This window comes from Streptomyces sp. MNU89 (genome assembly GCF_020982505.1).
Classification (GTDB): domain Bacteria; phylum Actinomycetota; class Actinomycetes; order Streptomycetales; family Streptomycetaceae; genus Streptomyces; species Streptomyces xinghaiensis.
Genome location: NZ_JAJKLL010000001.1, coordinates 139,069 through 158,838 on the forward strand (window position 1 = coordinate 139,069; position 19,770 = coordinate 158,838).

General features: G+C 73.1%; 23 protein-coding genes. 11 read left to right on the forward strand and 12 right to left on the reverse strand.

Features of this window, described 5'->3' with window-relative positions; translation table 11 throughout:
• Window positions 1-39: 39 nt before the first annotated feature.
• Window positions 40-699 carry a class F sortase gene (locus E4N63_RS00620; protein ID WP_125624661.1) on the forward strand — a complete coding sequence of 220 codons (660 nt, stop codon included), beginning with the start codon at window positions 40-42 and terminating at the stop codon, window positions 697-699.
• A gap of 255 nt (window positions 700-954) precedes the next feature.
• Window positions 955-1,128 carry a hypothetical protein gene (locus E4N63_RS00625; RefSeq protein WP_185831263.1) on the forward strand — a complete coding sequence of 58 codons (174 nt, stop codon included), beginning with the start codon at window positions 955-957 and terminating at the stop codon, window positions 1,126-1,128.
• Window positions 1,129-1,192: 64 nt separating this feature from the next.
• Here E4N63_RS00625 and E4N63_RS00630 read toward each other — a convergent pair whose 3' ends face one another.
• Both E4N63_RS00630 and E4N63_RS00635 read right to left on the reverse strand, forming a co-directional pair.
• On the reverse strand, window positions 1,193-1,567 hold the full coding sequence (locus E4N63_RS00630; protein ID WP_095756384.1) for an RNA-binding S4 domain-containing protein: 375 nt from the start codon (window positions 1,565-1,567) through the stop codon (window positions 1,193-1,195).
• A gap of 59 nt (window positions 1,568-1,626) precedes the next feature.
• Entirely contained in the window at window positions 1,627-2,211 is a 585-nt protein-coding gene (locus E4N63_RS00635) for a TetR/AcrR family transcriptional regulator (protein ID WP_125624662.1), read from the reverse strand.
• 56 nt (window positions 2,212-2,267) lie between these two features.
• Here E4N63_RS00635 and E4N63_RS00640 point away from each other — a divergent pair, with 56 nt between their 5' ends.
• The gene (locus E4N63_RS00640; RefSeq protein ID WP_078649263.1) at window positions 2,268-2,627 is read left to right on the forward strand and encodes an STAS domain-containing protein; all 360 of its coding nucleotides are present in this window, start codon (window positions 2,268-2,270) and stop codon (window positions 2,625-2,627) included.
• 470 nt (window positions 2,628-3,097) lie between these two features.
• Window positions 3,098-3,550: a DUF4383 domain-containing protein gene (locus E4N63_RS00645; RefSeq protein ID WP_125624664.1), complete on the forward strand. Its 453-nt coding sequence runs from the start codon at window positions 3,098-3,100 to the stop codon at window positions 3,548-3,550.
• 84 nt (window positions 3,551-3,634) lie between these two features.
• Here E4N63_RS00645 and E4N63_RS00650 read toward each other — a convergent pair whose 3' ends face one another.
• Entirely contained in the window at window positions 3,635-4,087 is a 453-nt protein-coding gene (locus E4N63_RS00650) for a hypothetical protein (protein ID WP_019706456.1), read from the reverse strand.
• A gap of 349 nt (window positions 4,088-4,436) precedes the next feature.
• Between E4N63_RS00650 and E4N63_RS00655 the strand changes: the two genes are divergently transcribed.
• The gene (locus E4N63_RS00655; RefSeq protein WP_230239636.1) at window positions 4,437-6,125 is read left to right on the forward strand and encodes an SDR family oxidoreductase; all 1,689 of its coding nucleotides are present in this window, start codon (window positions 4,437-4,439) and stop codon (window positions 6,123-6,125) included.
• A gap of 108 nt (window positions 6,126-6,233) precedes the next feature.
• Here the strand turns inward: E4N63_RS00655 and E4N63_RS00660 are convergent, their stop codons facing one another.
• Window positions 6,234-7,217 carry an aldo/keto reductase gene (locus E4N63_RS00660; RefSeq protein WP_230239637.1) on the reverse strand — a complete coding sequence of 328 codons (984 nt, stop codon included), beginning with the start codon at window positions 7,215-7,217 and terminating at the stop codon, window positions 6,234-6,236.
• A gap of 183 nt (window positions 7,218-7,400) precedes the next feature.
• On the opposite strand from E4N63_RS00660, the gene E4N63_RS00665 reads away from it, so the two are divergent.
• Window positions 7,401-8,666, forward strand: coding sequence for an acetyl-CoA carboxylase biotin carboxylase subunit family protein (locus E4N63_RS00665; RefSeq protein WP_125624672.1), 1,266 nt, complete (start codon window positions 7,401-7,403; stop codon window positions 8,664-8,666).
• Between the two features lie 3 nt (window positions 8,667-8,669).
• Window positions 8,670-10,697 carry a CocE/NonD family hydrolase gene (locus E4N63_RS00670; protein ID WP_125624667.1) on the forward strand — a complete coding sequence of 676 codons (2,028 nt, stop codon included), beginning with the start codon at window positions 8,670-8,672 and terminating at the stop codon, window positions 10,695-10,697.
• 131 nt (window positions 10,698-10,828) lie between these two features.
• On the opposite strand, the gene E4N63_RS00675 is transcribed toward E4N63_RS00670, so the two are convergent.
• From E4N63_RS00675 to E4N63_RS00685, 3 genes are all read right to left on the reverse strand, one after another.
• Complete coding sequence (locus E4N63_RS00675) at window positions 10,829-11,740, reverse strand: helix-turn-helix transcriptional regulator (RefSeq protein ID WP_125624668.1); 912 nt, start codon at window positions 11,738-11,740, stop codon at window positions 10,829-10,831.
• An 85-nt stretch (window positions 11,741-11,825) separates the two neighbouring features.
• Window positions 11,826-12,086 carry a DUF397 domain-containing protein gene (locus tag E4N63_RS00680; RefSeq protein WP_125624669.1) on the reverse strand — a complete coding sequence of 87 codons (261 nt, stop codon included), beginning with the start codon at window positions 12,084-12,086 and terminating at the stop codon, window positions 11,826-11,828.
• A 164-nt stretch (window positions 12,087-12,250) separates the two neighbouring features.
• A complete protein-coding gene (locus E4N63_RS00685) occupies window positions 12,251-13,093 on the reverse strand; it encodes an SAM-dependent methyltransferase (protein ID WP_125624670.1) in 843 nt (280 codons plus the stop codon).
• Between the two features lie 221 nt (window positions 13,094-13,314).
• On the opposite strand from E4N63_RS00685, the gene E4N63_RS00690 reads away from it, so the two are divergent.
• Window positions 13,315-14,082, forward strand: coding sequence for a class I SAM-dependent methyltransferase (locus E4N63_RS00690; protein ID WP_230239638.1), 768 nt, complete (start codon window positions 13,315-13,317; stop codon window positions 14,080-14,082).
• Between the two features lie 156 nt (window positions 14,083-14,238).
• Here the strand turns inward: E4N63_RS00690 and E4N63_RS00695 are convergent, their stop codons facing one another.
• Window positions 14,239-14,535 (reverse strand): hypothetical protein, encoded by a 297-nt coding sequence (locus E4N63_RS00695; RefSeq protein ID WP_230239639.1) that lies wholly within the window; start codon window positions 14,533-14,535, stop codon window positions 14,239-14,241.
• Between the two features lie 183 nt (window positions 14,536-14,718).
• Here E4N63_RS00695 and E4N63_RS00700 point away from each other — a divergent pair, with 183 nt between their 5' ends.
• Window positions 14,719-15,801: a MerR family transcriptional regulator gene (locus tag E4N63_RS00700; protein WP_230239640.1), complete on the forward strand. Its 1,083-nt coding sequence runs from the start codon at window positions 14,719-14,721 to the stop codon at window positions 15,799-15,801.
• A gap of 87 nt (window positions 15,802-15,888) precedes the next feature.
• On the opposite strand, the gene E4N63_RS00705 is transcribed toward E4N63_RS00700, so the two are convergent.
• The 3 genes from E4N63_RS00705 to E4N63_RS00715 form a co-directional block, all read right to left on the reverse strand.
• Window positions 15,889-16,275, reverse strand: coding sequence for a DUF2267 domain-containing protein (locus E4N63_RS00705; protein WP_230239641.1), 387 nt, complete (start codon window positions 16,273-16,275; stop codon window positions 15,889-15,891).
• 321 nt (window positions 16,276-16,596) lie between these two features.
• Entirely contained in the window at window positions 16,597-16,797 is a 201-nt protein-coding gene (locus E4N63_RS00710; protein ID WP_125625603.1) for a hypothetical protein, read from the reverse strand.
• A 168-nt stretch (window positions 16,798-16,965) separates the two neighbouring features.
• Window positions 16,966-17,376, reverse strand: coding sequence for a helix-turn-helix domain-containing protein (locus tag E4N63_RS00715; RefSeq protein WP_125625604.1), 411 nt, complete (start codon window positions 17,374-17,376; stop codon window positions 16,966-16,968).
• Between the two features lie 153 nt (window positions 17,377-17,529).
• On the opposite strand from E4N63_RS00715, the gene E4N63_RS00720 reads away from it, so the two are divergent.
• Window positions 17,530-18,390 (forward strand): sigma-70 family RNA polymerase sigma factor, encoded by an 861-nt coding sequence (locus E4N63_RS00720; protein WP_230239642.1) that lies wholly within the window; start codon window positions 17,530-17,532, stop codon window positions 18,388-18,390.
• Window positions 18,387-19,235 carry a BN159_2729 family protein gene (locus tag E4N63_RS00725; RefSeq protein WP_230239643.1) on the forward strand — a complete coding sequence of 283 codons (849 nt, stop codon included), beginning with the start codon at window positions 18,387-18,389 and terminating at the stop codon, window positions 19,233-19,235. The genes E4N63_RS00720 and E4N63_RS00725 overlap by 4 nt, the downstream gene beginning before the upstream one ends.
• 346 nt (window positions 19,236-19,581) lie before the next feature.
• Here E4N63_RS00725 and E4N63_RS00730 read toward each other — a convergent pair whose 3' ends face one another.
• A complete protein-coding gene (locus E4N63_RS00730; RefSeq protein WP_019712151.1) occupies window positions 19,582-19,761 on the reverse strand; it encodes a hypothetical protein in 180 nt (59 codons plus the stop codon).
• Window positions 19,762-19,770: the final 9 nt, after the last annotated feature.

Here is a 19,770-nt window from a genome sequence, read left to right on the forward strand (position 1 = left end):
GCCGCCGTGAGCAGCTACCCGAACCCCCGGAGGTCCCCCGTGAATCGTGGCCGCAAACGCGCCCTGTTCGTCTTCGTGTTCGTCGTGGTGTCGGCGACCCTCGTCGGGCTGATCCTGACCGTCCAGAGCCGGGCCTCGTCCGACGAGGCGGCAGGCACGGCCCCGCCCGCCGCTCCCGGTGACGGCGCGACGCGGGGCGGCGGGCAGCCCGCCGGCAAGCCGGCCGGGGACGTCAAGCCGCTGGGCGCCTCCCAGCCGCGGCAGATCTCCATCCCCGGGCTGGGCGTCACCTCCACGCTGGAGAAGCTGAACCTGGGCGCCGACGGGGAGATGAAGACCCCGCGCGACCCGTTCAAGGCGGGCTGGTACGAGCCCGGGCCCGCGCCCGGCGCCCTGGGACCGGCCGTCATCGCGGGCCATGTCACCTGGAACGGTGAGCCCTCGGTCTTCCACAAGCTGTCCACCCTGAAGCAGGGCGACCGGATCGAAGTGACGCGCGAGGACGGCAGGACGGCCGAGTTCACGGTCGACAAGATCGGCCAGTATCCGAAGAACGAGTTCCCGACCGTCGAGGTGTACCGCAATCTCGACCACGCCGGGCTCCGCCTCATCACCTGCGGCGGCGAGTTCTCCGAGTCGGACAACCGCTACTCCGACAACGTGGTCGTCTTCGCCTCCCTGGCGGGCAGCCGCGCCTGACCCCCGCGGCGCCGCCGGGACCCGCCGCGTGCCGGTCACCGCACCCGGCACGCACGGCGGCGGCCGCCGGACTTCCCCCGGCGGCCGCCCCGCGCCGTACGCGGGGTACGGTCCGCGCCGTACGTCCGGAGGGCTCCGCGCCGTACGGTGACGCGCGGCGCCCCGGGCCCCCGGAGAGCGCGGAAACGTTTGCGAGATCATGGTCGCTGTACAGCACGGAACACCCCCGTGACCCGACCCTGAAGGACCATCACAGTGACCACGACGGCCGCCCATCCCCCGATCTACCAGCAGCTGGTGAACGAACAGGGCGACATCCTCGCCGACACCCGGGCCGCCGCCGAGGAGATCCGGCGCGAAGCGGCCGAGGCACTGGACTGGAACGGACCCGGCATCCAGCGCCGCATCCGGGAACAGGGCCGCCGCTGACTGCCGCGGCCACGCCCCGGGCACCCGCCCGGGGCCGGAGGGCCGCCCGCGGGGCCGCGCCGGTTCACCGGCCGCGCAGCCGCTCCGTCTCCCGCCGCTCCCGCTTGGTGGGGCGCCCGGCGCCGCGATCGCGGCGCGGGGCCACCACGAGTTCCTCGCGCGGGGGCGGCGGCGGGCTGTTGTCCACGTAGGCCTCCGCCGCGACGGGCGCCCCGACCCGCTTCCGCAGCAGGTGCTTCACGACCACGATCCGCTCGCGGCCGGCGACGCGCAGCCGCACCTCGTCCCCCGCCTTGACGGAGTGGGCGGGCTTGACGCGCTCGCCGTTGACCCGGACGTGGCCGGCCCGGCAGGCGGAGGCGGCCATCGAGCGGGTCTTCGTCAGCCGTACGGACCAGATCCAGCTGTCGACGCGTACGGCTCCCTCGTCCGACACCATGCCCCCGACCCTACCGCCGGGGCCCCCGCCGCACCCGGGGCCGGTGCGGACGTCACCCGTCAGCGGTGCTGCTCGATGAGGAGCCGGGCCATCGCCCGGGCCCGCCGGGCGGCGTCGGAGTCACCCTCGGTGGCGGAGATGATCGAGCCCTTCATCAGGATGTGCCAGGAACGCGCGAAGTTCTCCGTGTCCCGGAGGCCGGCCTCGTCGGCCAGCGTGCGCACCACGCTCCGTATGGTGTCCAGGTGCCGGATACTGGCCCGGCCCAGCGGATGCTCCGACCGCATTTCCAGCAGTACGTTGATGAACGCGCAGGCGTCGAACTCCGGGCTGCGGAACCATCCGTCGAAGACGTCGAAAATCGCCAGCAGGCGTTCCTCCGGCGTTTTCCCGAGACGCCGCGCCTCGGCCTCGACAAAACCGAGGGTCCAGTTCTTCTCCCGCATCTCCAGAAACGCCAGAACCAGCGCGTCCTTCGACGGAAAATGCCGGTAGAGGGTGGCTTTTGCCACCTTCGAGCGGCGAATCACCTCGTCAATGCCCACATCGCGGACACCGCGCCGGGAGAACAATGCGTAGGCCGTGCGCAGAATGCGTTCCCGGGCCGCTGCGGGAGATACGGTGGCTGCGATCTCGATGGTCATCGTGCGCCCCAGTGTAGTCGTGGACAGGAGCGTTGAACTGTGCGCATCATGAAGCCATGCCTTCAGAGACAGACCTGTCTTCCTCGCCCCCCGTACACGCGGGGGTCCACACCATCACCCGGGCCCCCGACGGTGATGCCGTCGTGGCGCCGTGGGGAGAGGTCGACTACGACTCCGCGCCCCTCCTTTACCGGGCCGTGAACGGGCTGACCGCCGGCGACGGCGGAGTGGTGCTGGACATGGCCGACGTCACCTTCATGGACATCGCCGGACTGCACTTCCTCCGGTACCTGCGCTCCTACGGCGAAGAGCACCGGAGGGCGGTGACGACGGTCAACTGGGGCCGCCAGCCGCAGCGCGTGCTCACCCTGGCCGGCTCTCTCCTGGACGAGCCGCCGCTCGGGGCCGGCCGCTGAGCCACCCCCTCTGAACCCACCGACCCTCCGTCTGTCCGGCCGGGGCCGCGGGACCAGCACAGCGCTGCGGTCCCCGTGCGTCCGCGGCCGCTCCGGGCGGCGCCGCCCGGGCGGACCGAATCCGAGTCCCCGGCGCGGGCCCGTCCCGCGGCACCGCCGCCGCGCGCACCGCCGGCCGCCCGAGTGCCGCCGCCTCCCTCGCGCCTCTCGCTCGCGCCTCTCCCCCGCGTCTTCCTCCCGCGTCCTTCGCGTCTCCCTGTGCCGCTTCCCCGCACCGCGGGGGCCACTGCCACGCCCGGCACCCTGCCACCACGGCCGTCACCTCGCCGTGAGCGCCAGGGGGTTCCGTCATAAATCAGGCCGTACACCGTTTCCGGAAGACCACCGGAGGTACCCGGAATGCCGATCAGAGCAGCGTTTCCACCGGCGTCCGGACCAGGACGCCGCTACTCGTCCGAAAGGTGACGGCCATGCACGTCCGCCATGATGAGAGAACCGCAGCCGGCAGGTCCCCGGTGCGCACCGCCGCCCAGGTGGTGGGGGCGGTCTTCCTGCTCGTCGGGATCCTCGGCTTCATCCCGGGCATCACCACCGACTACGACTCGCTCTCCTTCGCGGGACACGACTCCGGAGCGGAACTGTTCGGGATCTTCCAGGTCTCCGTCCTGCACAACCTCGTCCACCTGGCCTTCGGGGTCGCCGGACTGGCCATGGCGCGGACGGCTTCACTGGCCCGCGCGTACCTCGTCGGCGGCGGCGCCGTCTATCTGGTGCTCTGGCTGTACGGCCTGGTCATCGACAAGAGCTCGGACGCCAACTTCGTCCCGCTGAACTCCGCCGACGACTGGCTGCACTTCTTCCTGGGCATCGGCATGATCGGCCTGGGAATCCTGCTCGGCCGCGGGCACGGCCGCACCGCCTGAGCGGGCGCGCCCCGGTCCCCGGAGGGTCCGGCCGGAACGACGGATCCCCGTCCCGGCCGGACCCCGGTGTTTCCCGGCAGGGCCCTACGGCCTGGCGCGGTGCCCCGGGCGGCCGTGGGTGCGGCGGCGTTCCTTCAGCTCCGCCTCGTACACATGGCGGCGGCCCTCCATCAGCCGGTCGCGCACCCGCCGCTCCGTCTCCCTGAACTCGCGGTAATAGCCGTCGTCGTACTCCTCCACGATCTGGAAGGTCCACCGGCCGGCGAGGACGTTGCGGCCGATCAGCCCGTCCTGCACCTCATCGGCCAGTTCCCGGTGTCCTCCGGCGTGCAGCAGGCGGACGACCTCGTCCAGCAGGAAATCGGCGTGACCGGTGAGCTGGTGGAACGCGTAGAGCAGCCCCCGGGCCCGCTCGGTGTACTCCAGCGCCTCGGACAGTTTGCCCGCGGCCGCGACGGCGGTGTCGTCGGCGTCCTCGGGCCGCCGGTGCTGCGGATCGGGTCCGTCGGCCTTGTCCGCTGCGGTACCGGTTTCCATGGTCTCTCCGTGGGTTCTCTGCGGCGGGTGGGTCCCGCGTGGGCGATGAGGGGCGACGAGGAGCGCGCGGGCCGGGGGAACGTCCCGGCCTCGCTCCGCGCCGTGTCCGGAGCCCCGTGCCGGGGCGCTCCGTCCGCACCGCGTGGGTGCGGCCCGGCCCGGGTTCTTCTTCCGCACGGTTCCCGGCTCATGCGTGCCGGTCCGGCGTGGGCCCGTCCGTCCCCCGTTCGGAAGAGCCGGGCTGGCGCTCCGCGCCGGGCGTGCCAGAGTGGGGGCGCGGCACGCCCGCCCGCGTCCGCGCCGACACCCGCCGCTCCCGCCGGCGGCGGGCCGAGACCGGGAGGCCGATGTGGAGACGGGGACGGACGGGGACCGGCCCCCGCAGCGCTGTCTGGTGACCGGCGCCACCGGATACATCGGCGGCCGGCTGGTGCCGGAGCTGCTGGCCGCGGGCTTCGCCGTGCGGTGCCTGGCCCGAACCCCGGGCAAGCTCCGCGACCACCCCTGGGCCGGCCGGGTCGAGACCGTACGGGGGGATGTGACGGACGCGGAGTCGGTGCGGGCCGCGATGAGCGGGGTGGACGTGGCCTACTACCTGGTGCACGCCCTCGGTGCCGGTTCCGGGTTCGAGGAGACGGACCGCCGCGCGGCCCGGATCTTCACCGAGGAGGCGCACCGCGCCGGAGTCTCGCGGATCGTCTATCTGGGCGGGCTGACCCCGGCGGGGGTGCCCGAGCGGGAGCTTTCGCCGCATCTGCGGTCCCGGGCCGAGGTGGGACGGATCCTGCTGGACGGCGAGGTGCCGGCGGCGGTCCTGCGGGCGGCGGTGGTCATCGGCTCGGGCTCGGCCTCCTTCGAGATGCTCCGGCACCTCACCGAGCGGCTGCCGGTGATGGTCACACCCCGCTGGGTCCGCACCCGGATCCAGCCCGTCGCGGTACGGGACGTGCTCCGCTACCTCGTGGGCTGCGCCCGGCTCCCCGCGGAGGTCGACCGCGCTTTCGACATCGGCGGTCCCGATGTGACGACGTACCGGGAGATGATGCGGCAGTACGCGCGGACGGCCGGGCTGCCCCGGCGGCTGATCGTGACCCTGCCGCTGCTGAGCCCGGGGCTCTCCAGTCACTGGATCGGGCTGGTCACGCCGGTTCCCGCGCCGCTCGCCCGGCCACTGACCGAGTCACTGCGCCACGAGGTGGTCTGCCATGAGCACGACATCGCCCGCCATGTCCCGGACCCGCCGGAAGGGCTGACCGGGTTCCGGCGGTCGGTGGAGCTGGCCCTCCAGCGGATCAAGGAGGCCGACGTCGCCACCCGCTGGTCCTCGGCCTCCGTCCCCGGCGCCCCCAGCGATCCGCTGCCGACCGACCCGGACTGGGCCGGCGGTGATCTCTACACCGACGACCGGGAGCGGCTCGTCGAGGCCTCGCCCGAGGCCCTGTGGCGGGTGATCGAGGGCATCGGCGGCGAGCACGGCTGGTACTCCTTCCCGCTGGCCTGGGCCGTGCGGGGCTGGGCCGACCGGGCCGTCGGCGGGGTCGGCCTGCGGCGCGGCCGCCGGGATCCGCACCGGCTGCGCGTGGGCGACTCGCTCGACTTCTGGCGGGTGGAGGAGATCGAGCGGGGCCGGCTGCTGCGGCTGCGTGCGGAGATGCGCCTCCCCGGGCTCGCCTGGCTGGAGATGACCGCCGGGCGGGACGAGCGGGGCCGCACCGTCTACCGGCAGCGTTCGCTCTTCCACCCGCACGGCTTCGCCGGCCATCTGTACTGGTGGAGCGTCTCCCCGTTCCACGCCGTGGTGTTCGGCGGCATGGCCCGGAACATCGCCTCCGCCGCCGGGCGGTCCGCGCGGACGGAGGCCGGGACGGACGGATTCCTCGCGCGAAGGGGGCGCCGGGGAGCCGGGGCCGGCCGGAGCGGCGCGTCCGCGCACGGCCGGGGTCCCGGCCGGACGCGGGCGCCGGGGCCGGCCGCCAGGATCGCCGCCCTGGTCTCCCGGGGCGCCGGGAAGCCGGGGGCCTCCCGGCCCCGGCACTGAGAACCGCCTCCGGTGCCGCCCGCTTCCGCGCGGGCGCTCCCGGCCCGCCCCGGCCCTCCGCGGGCGGCGCCGCGTACGGGACGGGGAGGGCGGGCCGGGTCCCCGGGGTCACCAGCGGCTGTGCACCTGCGCCCGGATGCGGCGGTCGTACAGCTCGCGGACGGCGTCCAGGGTGGCCTGCGGCAGCGGCGGCAGCGTGGCGGCCTCCGCGTTGGCCCGTGCCTGCTCGGGCGAACGGGCGCCGGGGATGACCGAAGTGACGCCGGGCTGCTGGACGATCCAGCGGAGCGCGGTCTGGGCCGGTGTGGCGCCCTCGGGGGCCAGTCCGGCGAACTCGGCGGCGGCCTCGACACCGGTGGCGAAGTCCACACCCGAGAAGGTCTCGCCCTGGTCGAAGGCCTCGCCGTGGCGGTTGTACGTCCGGTGGTCGTCCGCGGAGAAGACGGTGTCCCGGGTGTAGCGGCCGGACAGCAGTCCGGAGGCCAGCGGCACCCGGGCGATGATGCCGACGCCCGCCTCGGCGGCGGCGGGGAGCACCCGCTCCAGCGGCTTGAGCCGGAACGGGTTGAGGATGATCTGCACGCTCGCCGTCCCCGGGCGGGCGATCGCGGCCAGCGCCTCCTCGCAGGTCTCCACGCTCACCGCGTACGCGGCCACCCGCTTCTCGGCCACCAGGGTGTCGAGGGCGTCGAAGACGGCGTCCGAGGAGTACACCGGGGTGGGCGGGCAGTGGAGCTGCACCAGGTCGAGGGTGTCGACGCCCAGGTTGGCCCGTGAACGGTCGGTCCAGGCACGGAAGTTGTCCAGGTTGTAGTGCTCGGGAAGCTGCTCCGCCCGGCGGCCCATCTTGGTGGCGGTGAAGATCCCGGCGTCGGGGCGCTCCCGGAGGTAGCGGCCGATCAGCTGCTCGCTGCGGCCGTCGCCGTACACGTCCGCCGTGTCGAAGAAGGTGACGCCGGACTCCACCGCGGCGTCGAGCACGGCGAGGGCGTCCTCCTCCCGGATCTCGCCCCAGTCCGCTCCGAGCTGCCATGTTCCCAGTCCGACGACGGACACCTCGCGGCCCGTCCTGCCCAGTACTCGCTGTTCCATGGGATCGATCCTACGTTCGCCCGGGCGGGGCCGGACCGGCCGGCGGAACGGCGGGGCGTCCGGGGAGCGGGCCGCTGACCGGGAAGATTGCGCGGGACGGGTCAGGGTAGCCGCTCCGTTTGTACGGGAGATTCCCACAGGGCGGAGGAACTGGTGAGCCAAGCGAATATTTTCGTCATCGGGATGGACGAGGGGAATCTGGACACGCTCCAGGACGTCCCCCTGGCGGTGAATTACCGTTTTCATCCGCTGCTGACCATCGAGGAACTCCAGGTCGGCGACATTCCCGTGGTGGAACTGATCGAGAAGGCCCAGGCGAAGCTGGACGCCTTCGAGGGAAGCATCGACGCCATCGTGGGCTACTGGGATTTCCCGGTGAGCACGCTGGTCCCCATTCTGTGCGCACGCTATGGACTGCACAGCACGAGCCTGGAATCCATCGTCAAGTGCGAGCACAAGTACTGGAGCCGGCTGGAGCAGCGGAAGGTCATCGACGAGCACCCGCGCTTCGCGGTGGTGGATCCGTTCTCGGAACCCGGTCCGCCCGAGGGGTTGTCCTTCCCGATGTGGCTCAAGCCCGTCAAGTCCTTCTCCTCCGAACTGGCCTTCGGCGTCAAGGACGAAAAGGAGTTCCACGAGGCGATCGGCGAGATCCGCGAGGGCGTTTCGCGCGTCGGCAAGCCCTTCGAGTACATCCTCGACCAGCTGGAGCTGCCGGCGGAGGTCGAGGAGGCGGGCGGTCAGGCGTGCCTGGCCGAGGAGTCGCTCAGCGGCGAGCAGTTCGCCGCCGAGGGCTACGTCCACAACGGCGAGGTCACCGTGTACGGCGTCCTCGACTCCATCAACTACCCGGACTCCCCCTGCTTCCTCCGCCACCAGTACCCCACCCAGCTGCTGCCCGAGTCCGTCGTGGAACGGATCAAGGACGTGTCGAAGCGGGTCATCTCGCAGATCGGCATGGATTCCGCGACGTTCAGCATCGAGTACTTCTACGACAAGGAGACCGATGAGCTGAATCTGCTGGAGATCAATCCGCGGCACTCGCAGTCGCACGCCGAGATGTTCGAGTACGTCGACGGCGTGCCGAACCACCACTGCATGCTCAGCCTGGCCCTCGGCCAGGACCCGCGGCTGCCGCAGGGCGAGGGGCCGTACCAGGTGGCCGCCAAGTGGTACTACCGGCGCTTCGAGGACGGTGTGGCGCGGCGGGTGCCGACCGAGGAGGAGATCGAGCGGCTGCAGGAGGAGGTACCGGGGGTGAAGATCGAGATCGTGCCCGGCCGGGGCCAGCGGCTCTCGGACCTCCCGGGCCAGGACAGCTACAGCTTCGAGCTCGCCCATCTCTTCATCGGCGCGGACAGCGAGGAAGAGCTCTGCGAGAAGTACGACCGGTGTGTGGCGGCGCTTCCCTTCGAATTCGACGCCGCACCCGAGGAGGAGCGCGACTGATTCATGCGAGCCGTCACCAGCCTGCCCTGCGCGATCAAGGAAGAGGAGCACGTCCGGATCCCGGTCTCGGACGGCACCCGGCTCTCGGCCCGGATCTGGCGGCCGACCGCCTCGGACGACGAGCCGGTGCCCGCGGTGCTGGAGTACATCCCGTACCGCAAGCGTGACCTCAGCTCCGTACGCGACTCCATCCACCACCCCTACATGGCCGGTCACGGCTACGCCTGTGTACGGGTCGACATCCGCGGCACCGGCGAGTCCGAGGGCGTCCTCACCGACGAGTACCTGGAGGTGGAGCAGACCGACGCCGAGGACGTCCTCGCCTGGCTGGCCGACCAGCCGTGGTGCGACGGACGCACCGGCATGATGGGCATCTCCTGGGGGGCCTTCAGCGCCCTCCAGGTCGCGGCCCGCCGGCCGCCGAGTCTGCGGGCGATCGTCATCGCGTCCTTCACCGACGACCGCTACGCCGACGACATGCACTACATGGGCGGCTGTCTGCTCTCGGACAACCTGGCCGAGGCGGGCACCATGTTCGCCTACGCCACCTGCCCGCCGGACCCCGCGCTCGTCGGGGACCGCTGGCGCGACATGTGGCGGGAGCGCCTGGAGAACAGCCGCCCCTGGGCCGCGGAGTGGCTGCACCACCAGCGGCGCGACGACTACTGGCGGCACGCCTCGGTCTGCGAGGACTACTCGGCCGTGCGGGTGCCGGTGCTGGCCTCCAGCGGCTGGGCGGACGGCTACTCCAACGCCGTGACGCGGCTGCTGGAGAACCTGGACGTCCCCCGCCGCGGGCTGATCGGCCCCTGGTCGCACAAGTATCCGCACCTGGGCGAGCCCGGCCCGGCCATCGGCTACCTCCAGGAGGTCGTCCGCTGGTGGGACCACTGGCTCAAGGACAAGGACAACGAGGCCATGGACGGGCCGATGCTGCGCGCCTGGATGCAGGAGAGCGTGCCGCCGTCCACGTCCTACGAGGAGCGCCCTGGCCGCTGGGTCGGCGAGCCGGCCTGGCCCTCTCCGCACATCGAGCGGATGTCCCATCCGCTGAGCCGGCACCGGATCGGCGCGCCGGGCGAGACGACCGCCGACGGGACGGAGATGACGGTGCAGTCGCCGCTGTCCGTCGGGCAGTTCGCCGGCAAGTGGGCCTCGTACAACGCGCCGCCGGACCTCCCCTACGACCAGCGGGAGGAGGACGGCGGGTCGATGGTCTTCGACACCGATCCGCTGCCCGAGCGGCTGGAGATCCTGGGCGCCCCGACGGTGGAACTCGACCTGTCGGTCAGCGAGCCGGTGGCGATGGTGGCGGCGCGGCTGTCGGACGTGGCGCCGGACGGCCGTGCCACCCGGGTCAGCTACGGCCTGCTGAACCTCACCCGCAGGGACGGCCGGGCCGCGCCGGAGCCGCTGGTGCCCGGGGAGCGGTACCGGGCGGTGGTGCAGCTCAACGGCACGGCTCAGGCCTTCCCGCCGGGGCACCGGATCCGGCTGTCGCTGTCGACCTCGTACTGGCCGCTGGCCTGGCCGCCGCCGCGGCCGGTGCTGCTGGCGGTGTACTCCGGCGCCAGCGCGCTGACGCTGCCGGTGCGGCCCGCGGCCGAGCCGGACGAGGTGGCGGCGCGGCCCTTCGACGAGCCGGAGGGCACACCCCCGCTGGAGGCCACCCAGGTGTCCCCGCCCGAGCAGCGCTGGACCGTCTCCCGCGACCTGGTCGGCTACAACGCGTCGCTGGAGATCGTCAAGGACAACGGCACCGTGCGCTACGAGGACATCGGCCTCGAAGCGGGCCGCCGCGCCTACGAGCGGTACGACTCGGTGGCCGACGACTTCCAGTCGGTGCGCGGCGAGTCGGCGTGGACGATGACGTTCCGCCGGGACGGCTGGGAGGTGCGGACCGTGACCCGTACGGTGCTCCGCTCCACGGAGACGGAGTTCCTGCTGCACGCCACGCTCGACGGCTACGAGGGCGGGGAGCGGGTGTTCTCCCGCAACTGGAACGAGACGGTGCCCCGCGACCATCTCTGAGCCGGCTTCCCGGCACGGCACACCGCCCGGGCCCGTACCCGCGCGACGGCGCCCGGCGGGGGTCCCTGCCCGGCGGGCGCCGCGCGGTCCGCCGCCGGGGCGGGCACCGGGCCCGGGCAGCGGCGCGCCGGTCAGTACTCCCGGCCGAGCAGTTCCCTGAGGAACTCCCGGCTCTCCTCCGGGGGTTCCGCCTCCGCGCACAGCCGTTCCATGATCAGCCCGTACTGGTCGACGTCCTCCCGCTTGTCGAGGTACACCGCGCCGGTCAGCTGCTCCAGATAGACCTTGTCCGGCAGGTCCGGCTCCCGGAACCGCAGCAGCGTGACGGGGGTACCGGCCGCGGCGTTCGCGCCCACGCTGAACGGCGCCACCTGGAGCGACACGCTCGGCAGCTCGCTCACGGCCAGCAGATGCTCCAGCTGGGCGCGCATCACCTCCGGGCCGCCGAAGGGCCGGCGCAGCACCGCCTCGTCCACGACCGCCCAGAGCTTCGGGGCGTCCGGCCGGGTGAGCAGCTTCTGCCGGGCGAGCCGCAGCTCCACCAGGCGGTCGATCTTGCGCCGGGGGGCGTCCGGGTAACCGATCCGGGTCACCGCCCGCGCGTACGCCTCGGTCTGGAGAAGGCCGGGGAGGAACTGCACCTCGTAGGTGCGGATGAGCTGGGCGGACTCCTCCAGACCGATGTGCAGCTCGAACCAGTCCTCCAGGACGTCGCTGTACTCGTGCCACCAGCCGGGGCGGTTGGCCCGGCGGCCGAGGGTGAGGTAGTCCGAGCGCTCGTCCGGGTCGTGGACTCCGTAGAGGGTGAGCAGATCCTCCAGGTCACGGGTCTTGAAGCCCACCTGCCCGCGTTCGAGACGGCTGATCTTCGCATGGGAGGCGCGGATCGCCCGGCCGGCCGCCTCCGGGGTGATGCCGCGTTCCCGGCGCAGCCGCCGCAGCTGGGCGCCGACCACGATCCGCAGCACGGTGGGCCCGGCCTCGGGCCGGTCCAGGTAGCGCCGTACGGGTAAGGCGTCGTCCGGTTCCGTGAGCGCGTTCACCGCGGCACCTCCTGCCCGGTGCGCGGCCGCCCGCTCCTGGGGAGACGGCGGGCGGCCGGTCCCCCGCCGGCGACCGCCGAGCCGGTCACGCGGACTGCTCCCGTCTCGCCAGGGCGTCGAAGTCGCCGTCCTTCGCCCCGCGGACGAAGGCGGCCATCTCCTCCCGGGTCCAGACCAGCACGGGTCCTTCCGGGTAACGGGAGTTGCGCACCGCGATCCTGCCCCCGGGGAGTACCGCGAGTTCCACGCAGTTGCCGCCCGGCGCGCTGCGGTGGCTTTTCCTCCATGTCACGCTCTCCAAGTCGTCCGCCCGGTCGGGCCGCTCGTCACCGCCGGTCCCCGCCATCCCAGCCTCCTCCGCCGCTGGGCGGACGGCTCCGCGCCCGCCCCGGAAACCCCTCGCACAGGCCCTCATATGCCGTACGCGAGACTCTAAGTGCGGCCGCGTGCACCGCACCAGCCGGAGCACGGCGGTCCGGAGCCCCTCCTTCGCGCGCGGTGCGCTTCGGGTCAGGGCTTGCGGGCGACGCCGACGTAGAGCGGGATGTCGGTGTCGGAGAGGGTCTCCGCGCCCACGTCGACCGGATCGGGGCGCCAGCGCTGGGCGACTTGGAGGCCCGGCTCCACGAGGTCGAGGCCGTCGAAGAAGCGCTGCACCTCGTCCTTGCTCCGCGGCGTCACGTTCGACCCCTTGGCCTTGAAGTTGTCCGAAACCTGTTTCAGCATGGCCGGTTCGAAGTCGTTCGTGGCATGGCTGAGCACGAGGTGGCTGCCCGGGGGAAGGTCCCGGAGGAGGCGGGCGACGATGCCGTACGGGTCGGCCCGCTCCGGAAGCCAGTGCAGCACCGCCACCAGGGTCACCGCTACGGGCTGTCCGAAGTCGAGCGTCGCGCGGAGCCGGGGGTGCTCCAGGATGCCGTCGGGGTCGCACAGATCGGCCTCGATGTAGGCGGTCCGGCCCTCGGGGGTGGACTCGTGCAGGGCCCGTGAATGGGCCAGCACGATCGGGTCGTTGTCGGTGTAGACGACCCGGCAGGCGGGGTCGGCGTCCTGGACGACCTCGTGGAGATTGGGCGAGGTCGGTATGCCGGTGCCGATGTCGAGGAACTGGCGGACCCCGGCCTCCCGGGCCAGGTACCGCACGGCGCGGTGCATGAAGGCGCGGTTCTGGTGCGCCACCAGGCCGGCCATCGGCATCGTCTCCAGCAGCTGTTCGGCCGCCTTCCGGTCCTCCGGGTAGTTGGTCTTGCCGCCCAGCAGGACGTCGTACACGCGCGCGGCGTGCGGCCGGTCGGTGTGGAGTTCGACCGGCGGCCTGGACCCGGTCCGCATCCATCCCTCCGCGTCCACCATGCTGCACCGCTCCTTCCCCGCCGCCCGCTGCCGGACGGGCCGTCAACTGTGCTGACGACCCTACTGTGTTGGGGCTCCGCAGCGGCCCGCTTCCCAGGGCTCGCGCGGGCCGCCGACAGCCGCGGCGGGCGGGCCCGGCCGTCCGCCGCGGCTGCCGGCACGCGGAAGCGGTGGTCCGGGTTCCGTTTGGCCCGCGCCCTCTCCGGGGAACCCTCGGGGCCATGACCACACTCCAGGACGGCGCCCTCGCCGCCGCCTTCGACCGGGCCTCGGGCTCCTACGACCGCCTCGTCGCCGCCAACCCGGGCTACCACGCGCATCTGCGGCTGTCCGCCGGCCGGCTCGCGCTGCCCGCGCAGGGGGCCGGGATGCGGGTGCTGGATCTGGGCTGCGGCACGGGCGCCTCGACGGCCGCCCTGCTCGCCGCCGCGCCCCGCGCCCGGATCACGGCGGTCGACGCCTCGGCGGGCATGCTGCGGCAGGCGGCCGCCAAACGCTGGGACGGCGACGTCGAGTTCGTCCACGCCGCGGCGGAGGACTTGCCCCGGCCGGGCGCGGAGGGCCCGTTCGACGCCGTCTTCGCCGCCTACCTGGTACGGAACGTGGCGGACCCGGACGCGGTGCTGCGGACGGTACGCGAGCTGCTGCGCCCGGGCGGGCGACTGGCCGTGCACGAGTACACGCTGACCGGGACCCCGTTCCACCGGCTCGTCTGGTCGGCGGTCTGCTGGGGCATCGTGATCCCGGCCGGTTCCCTGTCCCGGGGCGACGCCTCGCTCTACCGTCATCTGTGGCGCAGCGTGCTGGACTTCGACACCGCGGGCGCCTTCCGCGAGCGGCTGGCCCGGGCGGGGCTGCCGCCGGTGCGGACCGCTCCGGTGACGGGCTGGCAGCGCGGGATCGTGCACACCTTCCTGGCCGAGCGGCCCAGCGGCGCGGAGGACACCGGGGGCCGGGGCGGCGAAGGTCCCCGGAAAGGCGAGGGATGAGTCCCGCGGCGGGATGACGCCCCGGCCCGTCCCGCGCGGAACACCGCCGCCCCGGCTCCCGCCCCGCCCGTCCGGACCCGCCCCCGTCCGGACCCGCCCCGGCACCTGCCGCACGGGCGGCGGGCATGTGGGCGAAGCCCGGGACCCCGTGCCCCGTCAGTCGCCGGTGGCGGTGGCCGGTGCGTCGATCAGCTGCCGGGCGCGTGCCTCCTCCCTCAGGAGGATCTCGACCAGGGGGCCGGTGCCCGGATCGGCCGTCGATCCGCTGCCGGAGCAGGCCGGCCTCACCGCGCTCCGGCCCGCTGACTCATCGATGTACTGCTCGAAGGACCGGGGGTCGGCCGCCAGACGGACGCGATCACCGGTCAGAGCGCCGCGCGCCGAGGCGTGGTCGATGCCGAGGCGGGCCAGCCGCTCCCCGCCCGTGTACCCCCCGGGCGGATCCCAGGACACCCACGGTGTTCCAGTCGGGCTCCTTGATCACTGCCATGGCCTTCCCTTCGTGCGGTCGCTGCTGTGCAGCCTCCCCGGACCGGGACGGGGACCGCATCGCCCGGGAGGCGGATCTCCGTTGCCTCTCCGGGGGGACGTGAACCGGCTTGCGTCTCAAGCGACTTGAGGTACCACAGTGACCCCGTGAACGACCACGAGCTGTACCCCGTCGGAGACGCCGCGCGCCGCAGCGGCCTGAGCGTGAGTGCCGTCCGGTTCTACGCCGACGCCGGGCTGGTCGAGCCCACGGGCCTGAACGGGGCCGGCCACCGGATGTACGACATCGCCGCCATCGCCCGGCTGGAACTCGTCCGTACCCTGCGCGAGCTGGACACCGGCCTGGACGAGATCCGCCGCCTGCTCGAAGGCGGCACGACCCTGCACGCCCTGCTCACCACGCACCTGGGCATCGTCGAGCGCCGGGAGCGCATCCTGCGGGCCAGGCGGGCGGTGCTCAGAACCCTGATCGAACAGGGGGGCGGCACGCCCGCTCAAGCCGGCCTGATGCACAAGCTCGTCTCGATGACCGACGAGGAACGCGAACAGACCATCGATGACTTCTGGTACGACGCCGGCGAGGACCTGGACGTCCCCGAGGGCTTCGTCGACCGGTTGCGGACGATGCGCCCGGTCCTGCCCGCGGACCCCACGGCAGCCCAGTTCGAGGCCTGGATCGAGCTGGCCGACCTGGTGACGGATCCCGGGTTCCGCGACGCGGTCCGCGCCTACCTGCGGGACGCCTACTCCACTCCGGAGGCGCAGGTCCTGGCGACCGGCCCGTTGCAGGACTTCATCCACGTGACCGGGGCCCCGCCGATGGAGGAGCTCCTGGCCGCGTACCGTGCCGGAGAACCGCCCCGGTCCGCCCGGGCCCAGCAGGCCGTCACCCGCTTCATGGCAGCGGCCACCGCGCTGTCCGGCACACCGCTCACCCCCGAAGTCCGCAACCGGATGGCCGACGGCTGCCGTCAGATACCCGGCATCCTGCGCCGGGTCACCGAAGAGGAAGCCACCTCCGGGGGCCCCGTCTACGACGACACCCACGGCCGGTATCTGTCCCTGGTGGCGCGGATCAACGGGACCGCGCCCGAGGACCATCACGACCCCATCCCCTACGCCTGGATCGCCGACGCCATGCGGGACGCGGGACGGCCGCACCCCCGGCGACCGGGGACCGAAGCGGCTGGAGCCACGGAGATCACAGATCACCCGGTCAACGGACGCTGACGGTCTCCCGGACAGGGGGCGAGCTTCGGAGGCCGGGGCCGGGCCGAAGCCGGGCGGCCTCCTCCGCACCGGCGCCCCGCCACTCCCTCAGCCGGCCAGCTCCGGGTAGCCGAAGAGACCGGCGTACTCGGCGGGCAGCCGGCTGAGCAGCACGTCCCGCTCACCGCGGCCGATCCGGTCGGCCAGCGTGGACAGCACCGCGCGGGCGGCCACCTCGGCGCTCTCCTCGTCCTCACCGGTGGCCTCGGCCACATGGGCGACGAACGTCCGCACCCCCCAGTCCCGGGCCGCGGCCTCCGCGTCATTGATCATGTCGGCCAGCGGCTCGGGCAGCTGGTCGGCCAGATGACCCGCGATATCGGGCGTCAGCCGGGTGCCCAGCGCGGTCAGGACGGCCCTGGTGACCCGGTCCGCTTCGTCCGCGCTGTATCCACCGCGCTCGCGCACGGCTGCGAGGAAGGCTCCGTACGGCATGGGATGGCTCACTCCTTGTGTGGGCGGATATCCGGGCCCGGCGCCAGGGATACCGGCCGGGTCCGGGGCGATTCGCACCGTCCGCGGCGAATGTCCTTCTAGAGGTACCAGGGGCCCTCCGCTTCAAACAGCTTTCGCCCGGCTGCCCGGCCCTCCCGCGGGACGGATAGGGGGACGCACGCACAGCCGCCCCGGGCCGGGCACGGCACAGGACGGCTGCACGGAGGACGCGCCATGGAGCGGGAGCGGACGGCCGGTCAGGTCGTCACGGCAGTCCGGCAGGCACCCCTGCCGCCGGGACTTCCGCGAACCGGCCGCCGGTCATTCCCTCCCGATGAAGCAGCCGGCGCAGACCGTGCAGTTCCCTCCGAGTCGCGTCACCAGTTCCCGCACGACCTGCCGGGCCACCGGGTCGGTCCGGACCGCGGGCGGAGCGACGCACACCTCCCGCCCTGTCCGGGTGCGGGCCACCCATCCGCGGAAGGCCGGCCCGTGGTCAGCAATCACCAGAGTGCTGCGCATGGTTCCCCCTTTTCAGGAGTGGGAGAACCCCCGAGTGACCGTCCGATCGTGCCACTTCCGTCGCCTCCGGGCCCAGGAATCCTGCAGAGCGCCGCGCCGCGGCGGAGCACACCGCTCCCGGCCGGGCCCGCGCCTCCGCCCCGCCCGCCGCCCGCCGTCCCCGTCCGCTCAGATCAGCCCTCTGCGGCGCAGGTCCTCCAGCACCCGCTCGTTCATCTCCCGGATCTTGCTCGCCTGCAGATCGGTGACCGCGATCGCCGCGCTCTCGAGGGCCTGCCGGATACCGGCCTCCACCTCCTCCCTGGGGAACGAGGCGATGACGACCCCCGCGTCGGCATCCGCCCGCTCGACCGGGACCGGCTCCCCGCCGGAGAGTACGAGGCGGCAGCTGCCCGGCGCCCAGCCCAGAGCCCGCTCCATGTGCGCGTAGCTGGTGTCACGGACCCGCGCACCGCGCTCGACCCGCTTCCAGGTGTCCTTGCTGATGCCGGCGGACCGCGCGGCCGGCTCGACACCGAGGCCGAGATCCAGCCGGCGCCGCGTGACGCGCTCTGCCAAACGATCGAGGTGGGGAACCATGCGCCCATCCTCTCAGGACCGGCTAGGACCGGCTAGGACTTGGCATATGCACCGCAAAATAAGCGGGAGTTAGCGAAGCTTCGCGCCAACTAGCCGTGAAAACCCGCTAATTGCGACTGGACATAGCCGCTAACTCCCGCTACTTTCTCCGCCATGCAGAGTCCCTCACCCACGTATCCCGTGGACGGGGCGGTCGTCCGGGACCTCCGCATGCGCAGCGGCATCGGGATCCCCCAGCTCGCCGAGCGGGTGGGCATCACCGCCAGCTATCTCAGCCGCATCGAAGTCGGAACCAGACGCCGCATGCGTCCGGCCACCTACCGCCGCCTCCGCTCCGCCCTGGGCCTCCCGCCCGACGACACCCGGATCCTCGCCCCGCGACCTGCCGTCCCCGCCCCCGACCAGGAAGGCACCGCCGTGACCACACCGGATGACACCCGGACCGCCCTCCCGCACACGACCGCCGAGCAGCGGCTCGTGGCACGTGCCCGCGACGGGAGCCCCGAGGCCTTCGCCGCTCTCTACGACCGCTATCACCGGCAGGTGTTCGCCTTCGTCCAGCACCGGGTGCGCAACACCGCCTTGGCGGAGGACGTCACCAGCGAGACGTTCCTCCGCGCCCTGCGCGGCATCGGCACCTTCTCCTGCCGGGGCGGGGCCTTCGGCGCCTGGCTGACGGTGATCGCGCGCAACATCGTCATCGACCACTACAAGTCCGGCCCGGCCCGGCGCGAGGTCTTCCCCGGGGAGGTGGTCCACGGCGACCTCCACGAGCGGGCGGCCGAGGACCGGGTCATCGAGGCCCACACCCATGCCGCCCTGTGGGCGGCCGTCGGCCGGCTGAGCTCCCTGCAGCAGGAGTGCGTGACCCTCCGCTTCCGGCGGGGGATGTCGGTCGCCGAGACGGCCAGGATCATGGGGAAACGGGAGGGCGCGGTCAAGACCCTCACCCACCGGGCCGTACGGAGCCTGGCACGCTCGCTCCCCGCCGGCCATCCGGTGGTCGCCGCATGACCCTGAATCCCAACCTCCCGCACGCCCTGCGGATCATCCGCAAGGCGCTGGCGGCCTACAGCGGGCCGGAGCTGGAACTGCGCATCGCGGTCGACCTGGACGCCGCCGGGCTCCTCACCGACATCAACGCCATGGGCCGCGTCGATCGCACCGAGGTCACCCCGGAGGCCGTTCCCGGGCCTCCCGGGGCCGACCGGCCGCCCCCGGACACCGTGCTGCCGCACCAGGGCATCGTGCTGCGCCGGACGGATCCGGCCGCCGATCCGCCCCCCGAGCCCGGCACGGTGACCCGGCTGCCGGCACCGGCGGAGTGGGAGGCCCGCTGCGCCCGCGCGGAGAAGGTCTTCGAGGACCTCGTCGACCACCACGGCGACCGCCCCGAGGTGCTCACCATCGAGCAGGACCACGACCGGGTCGTGGTCTGCATCCGGGCCCGGACCCTGGCCGACTGGGAACGGTGGCTCTCCGAGATCGGCGCCGGGGCGGCGGAGGACACCCGGCCGGCCGGATACGCCCAGCTGGCCTTCGGCACGCGGGCCGGCGTACCGGTGCGGCTCGTGGCCCACAAGGTACCGGGGCTGCTCCACGCGGCCTACCAGGAGGCGGTGCGGCCCTACTGTCTCTGGGGCCGCGTCTACGACCTGGCGCGGCCGCTGGCCGAGAACGGCGGGGACGGCAACCAGTGGCTGTTCCTCGGGATCCGCGACAAAAGCGGAATGCCGCTGCTGTCCGTACGGGGCCGCACGGAGCTGTGCACCCTGGAGAACATCGTCCGGCACGCCGGGCCGCTCACGCCCGTGGACACCGGCGCGTCCCCGCCGGTGACCGGCGGGGACGCGGACTGAGTCCGATCCGCTCCCGGGAAACGGCCCGCCCGGTACATGGACCGTCCCGCCGGTGGTAGTCAACTTTCAAGAACCGGTGCCGGAATGCCCCTGTCGGCGCCGGTTCCCGGGGCCGTCGGCCCGTCGCGCACCCCCTAGGGCGGTGGGCAGCCGGCCGGTCCGCCGGCGAGCGCGGCCGAGCACGGCGTTCGCTCCCGCCGGTCCGGAGGGCCGGACCCGTCCTTGTCCCACCCCCGAGTGGCAACCGGGCCCGGCCTTCCTCCCGGTGACGCCCCTTCTCCGCGGCGCCGTCCCCCTGCCCCGCGGCGCGCCTCCCGGCGGCACGCCGGGGCGGGAGACTCCGCGGTCACCGCGGCAGACGGTGCCTTGCCGGGCGCCGGCGGCGGCCGATGCGCACACCGAGCAGCACCAGGTCGGCGAGGAAGACGGCCACCGCGATGACGAGCAGGAAGAACAGCCCCTCGACGACCACCCCGGCGATGCCGAGTCCGACCGCGACGAGGACCAGGAACAGGAACAGGGCCATGGGATCTCC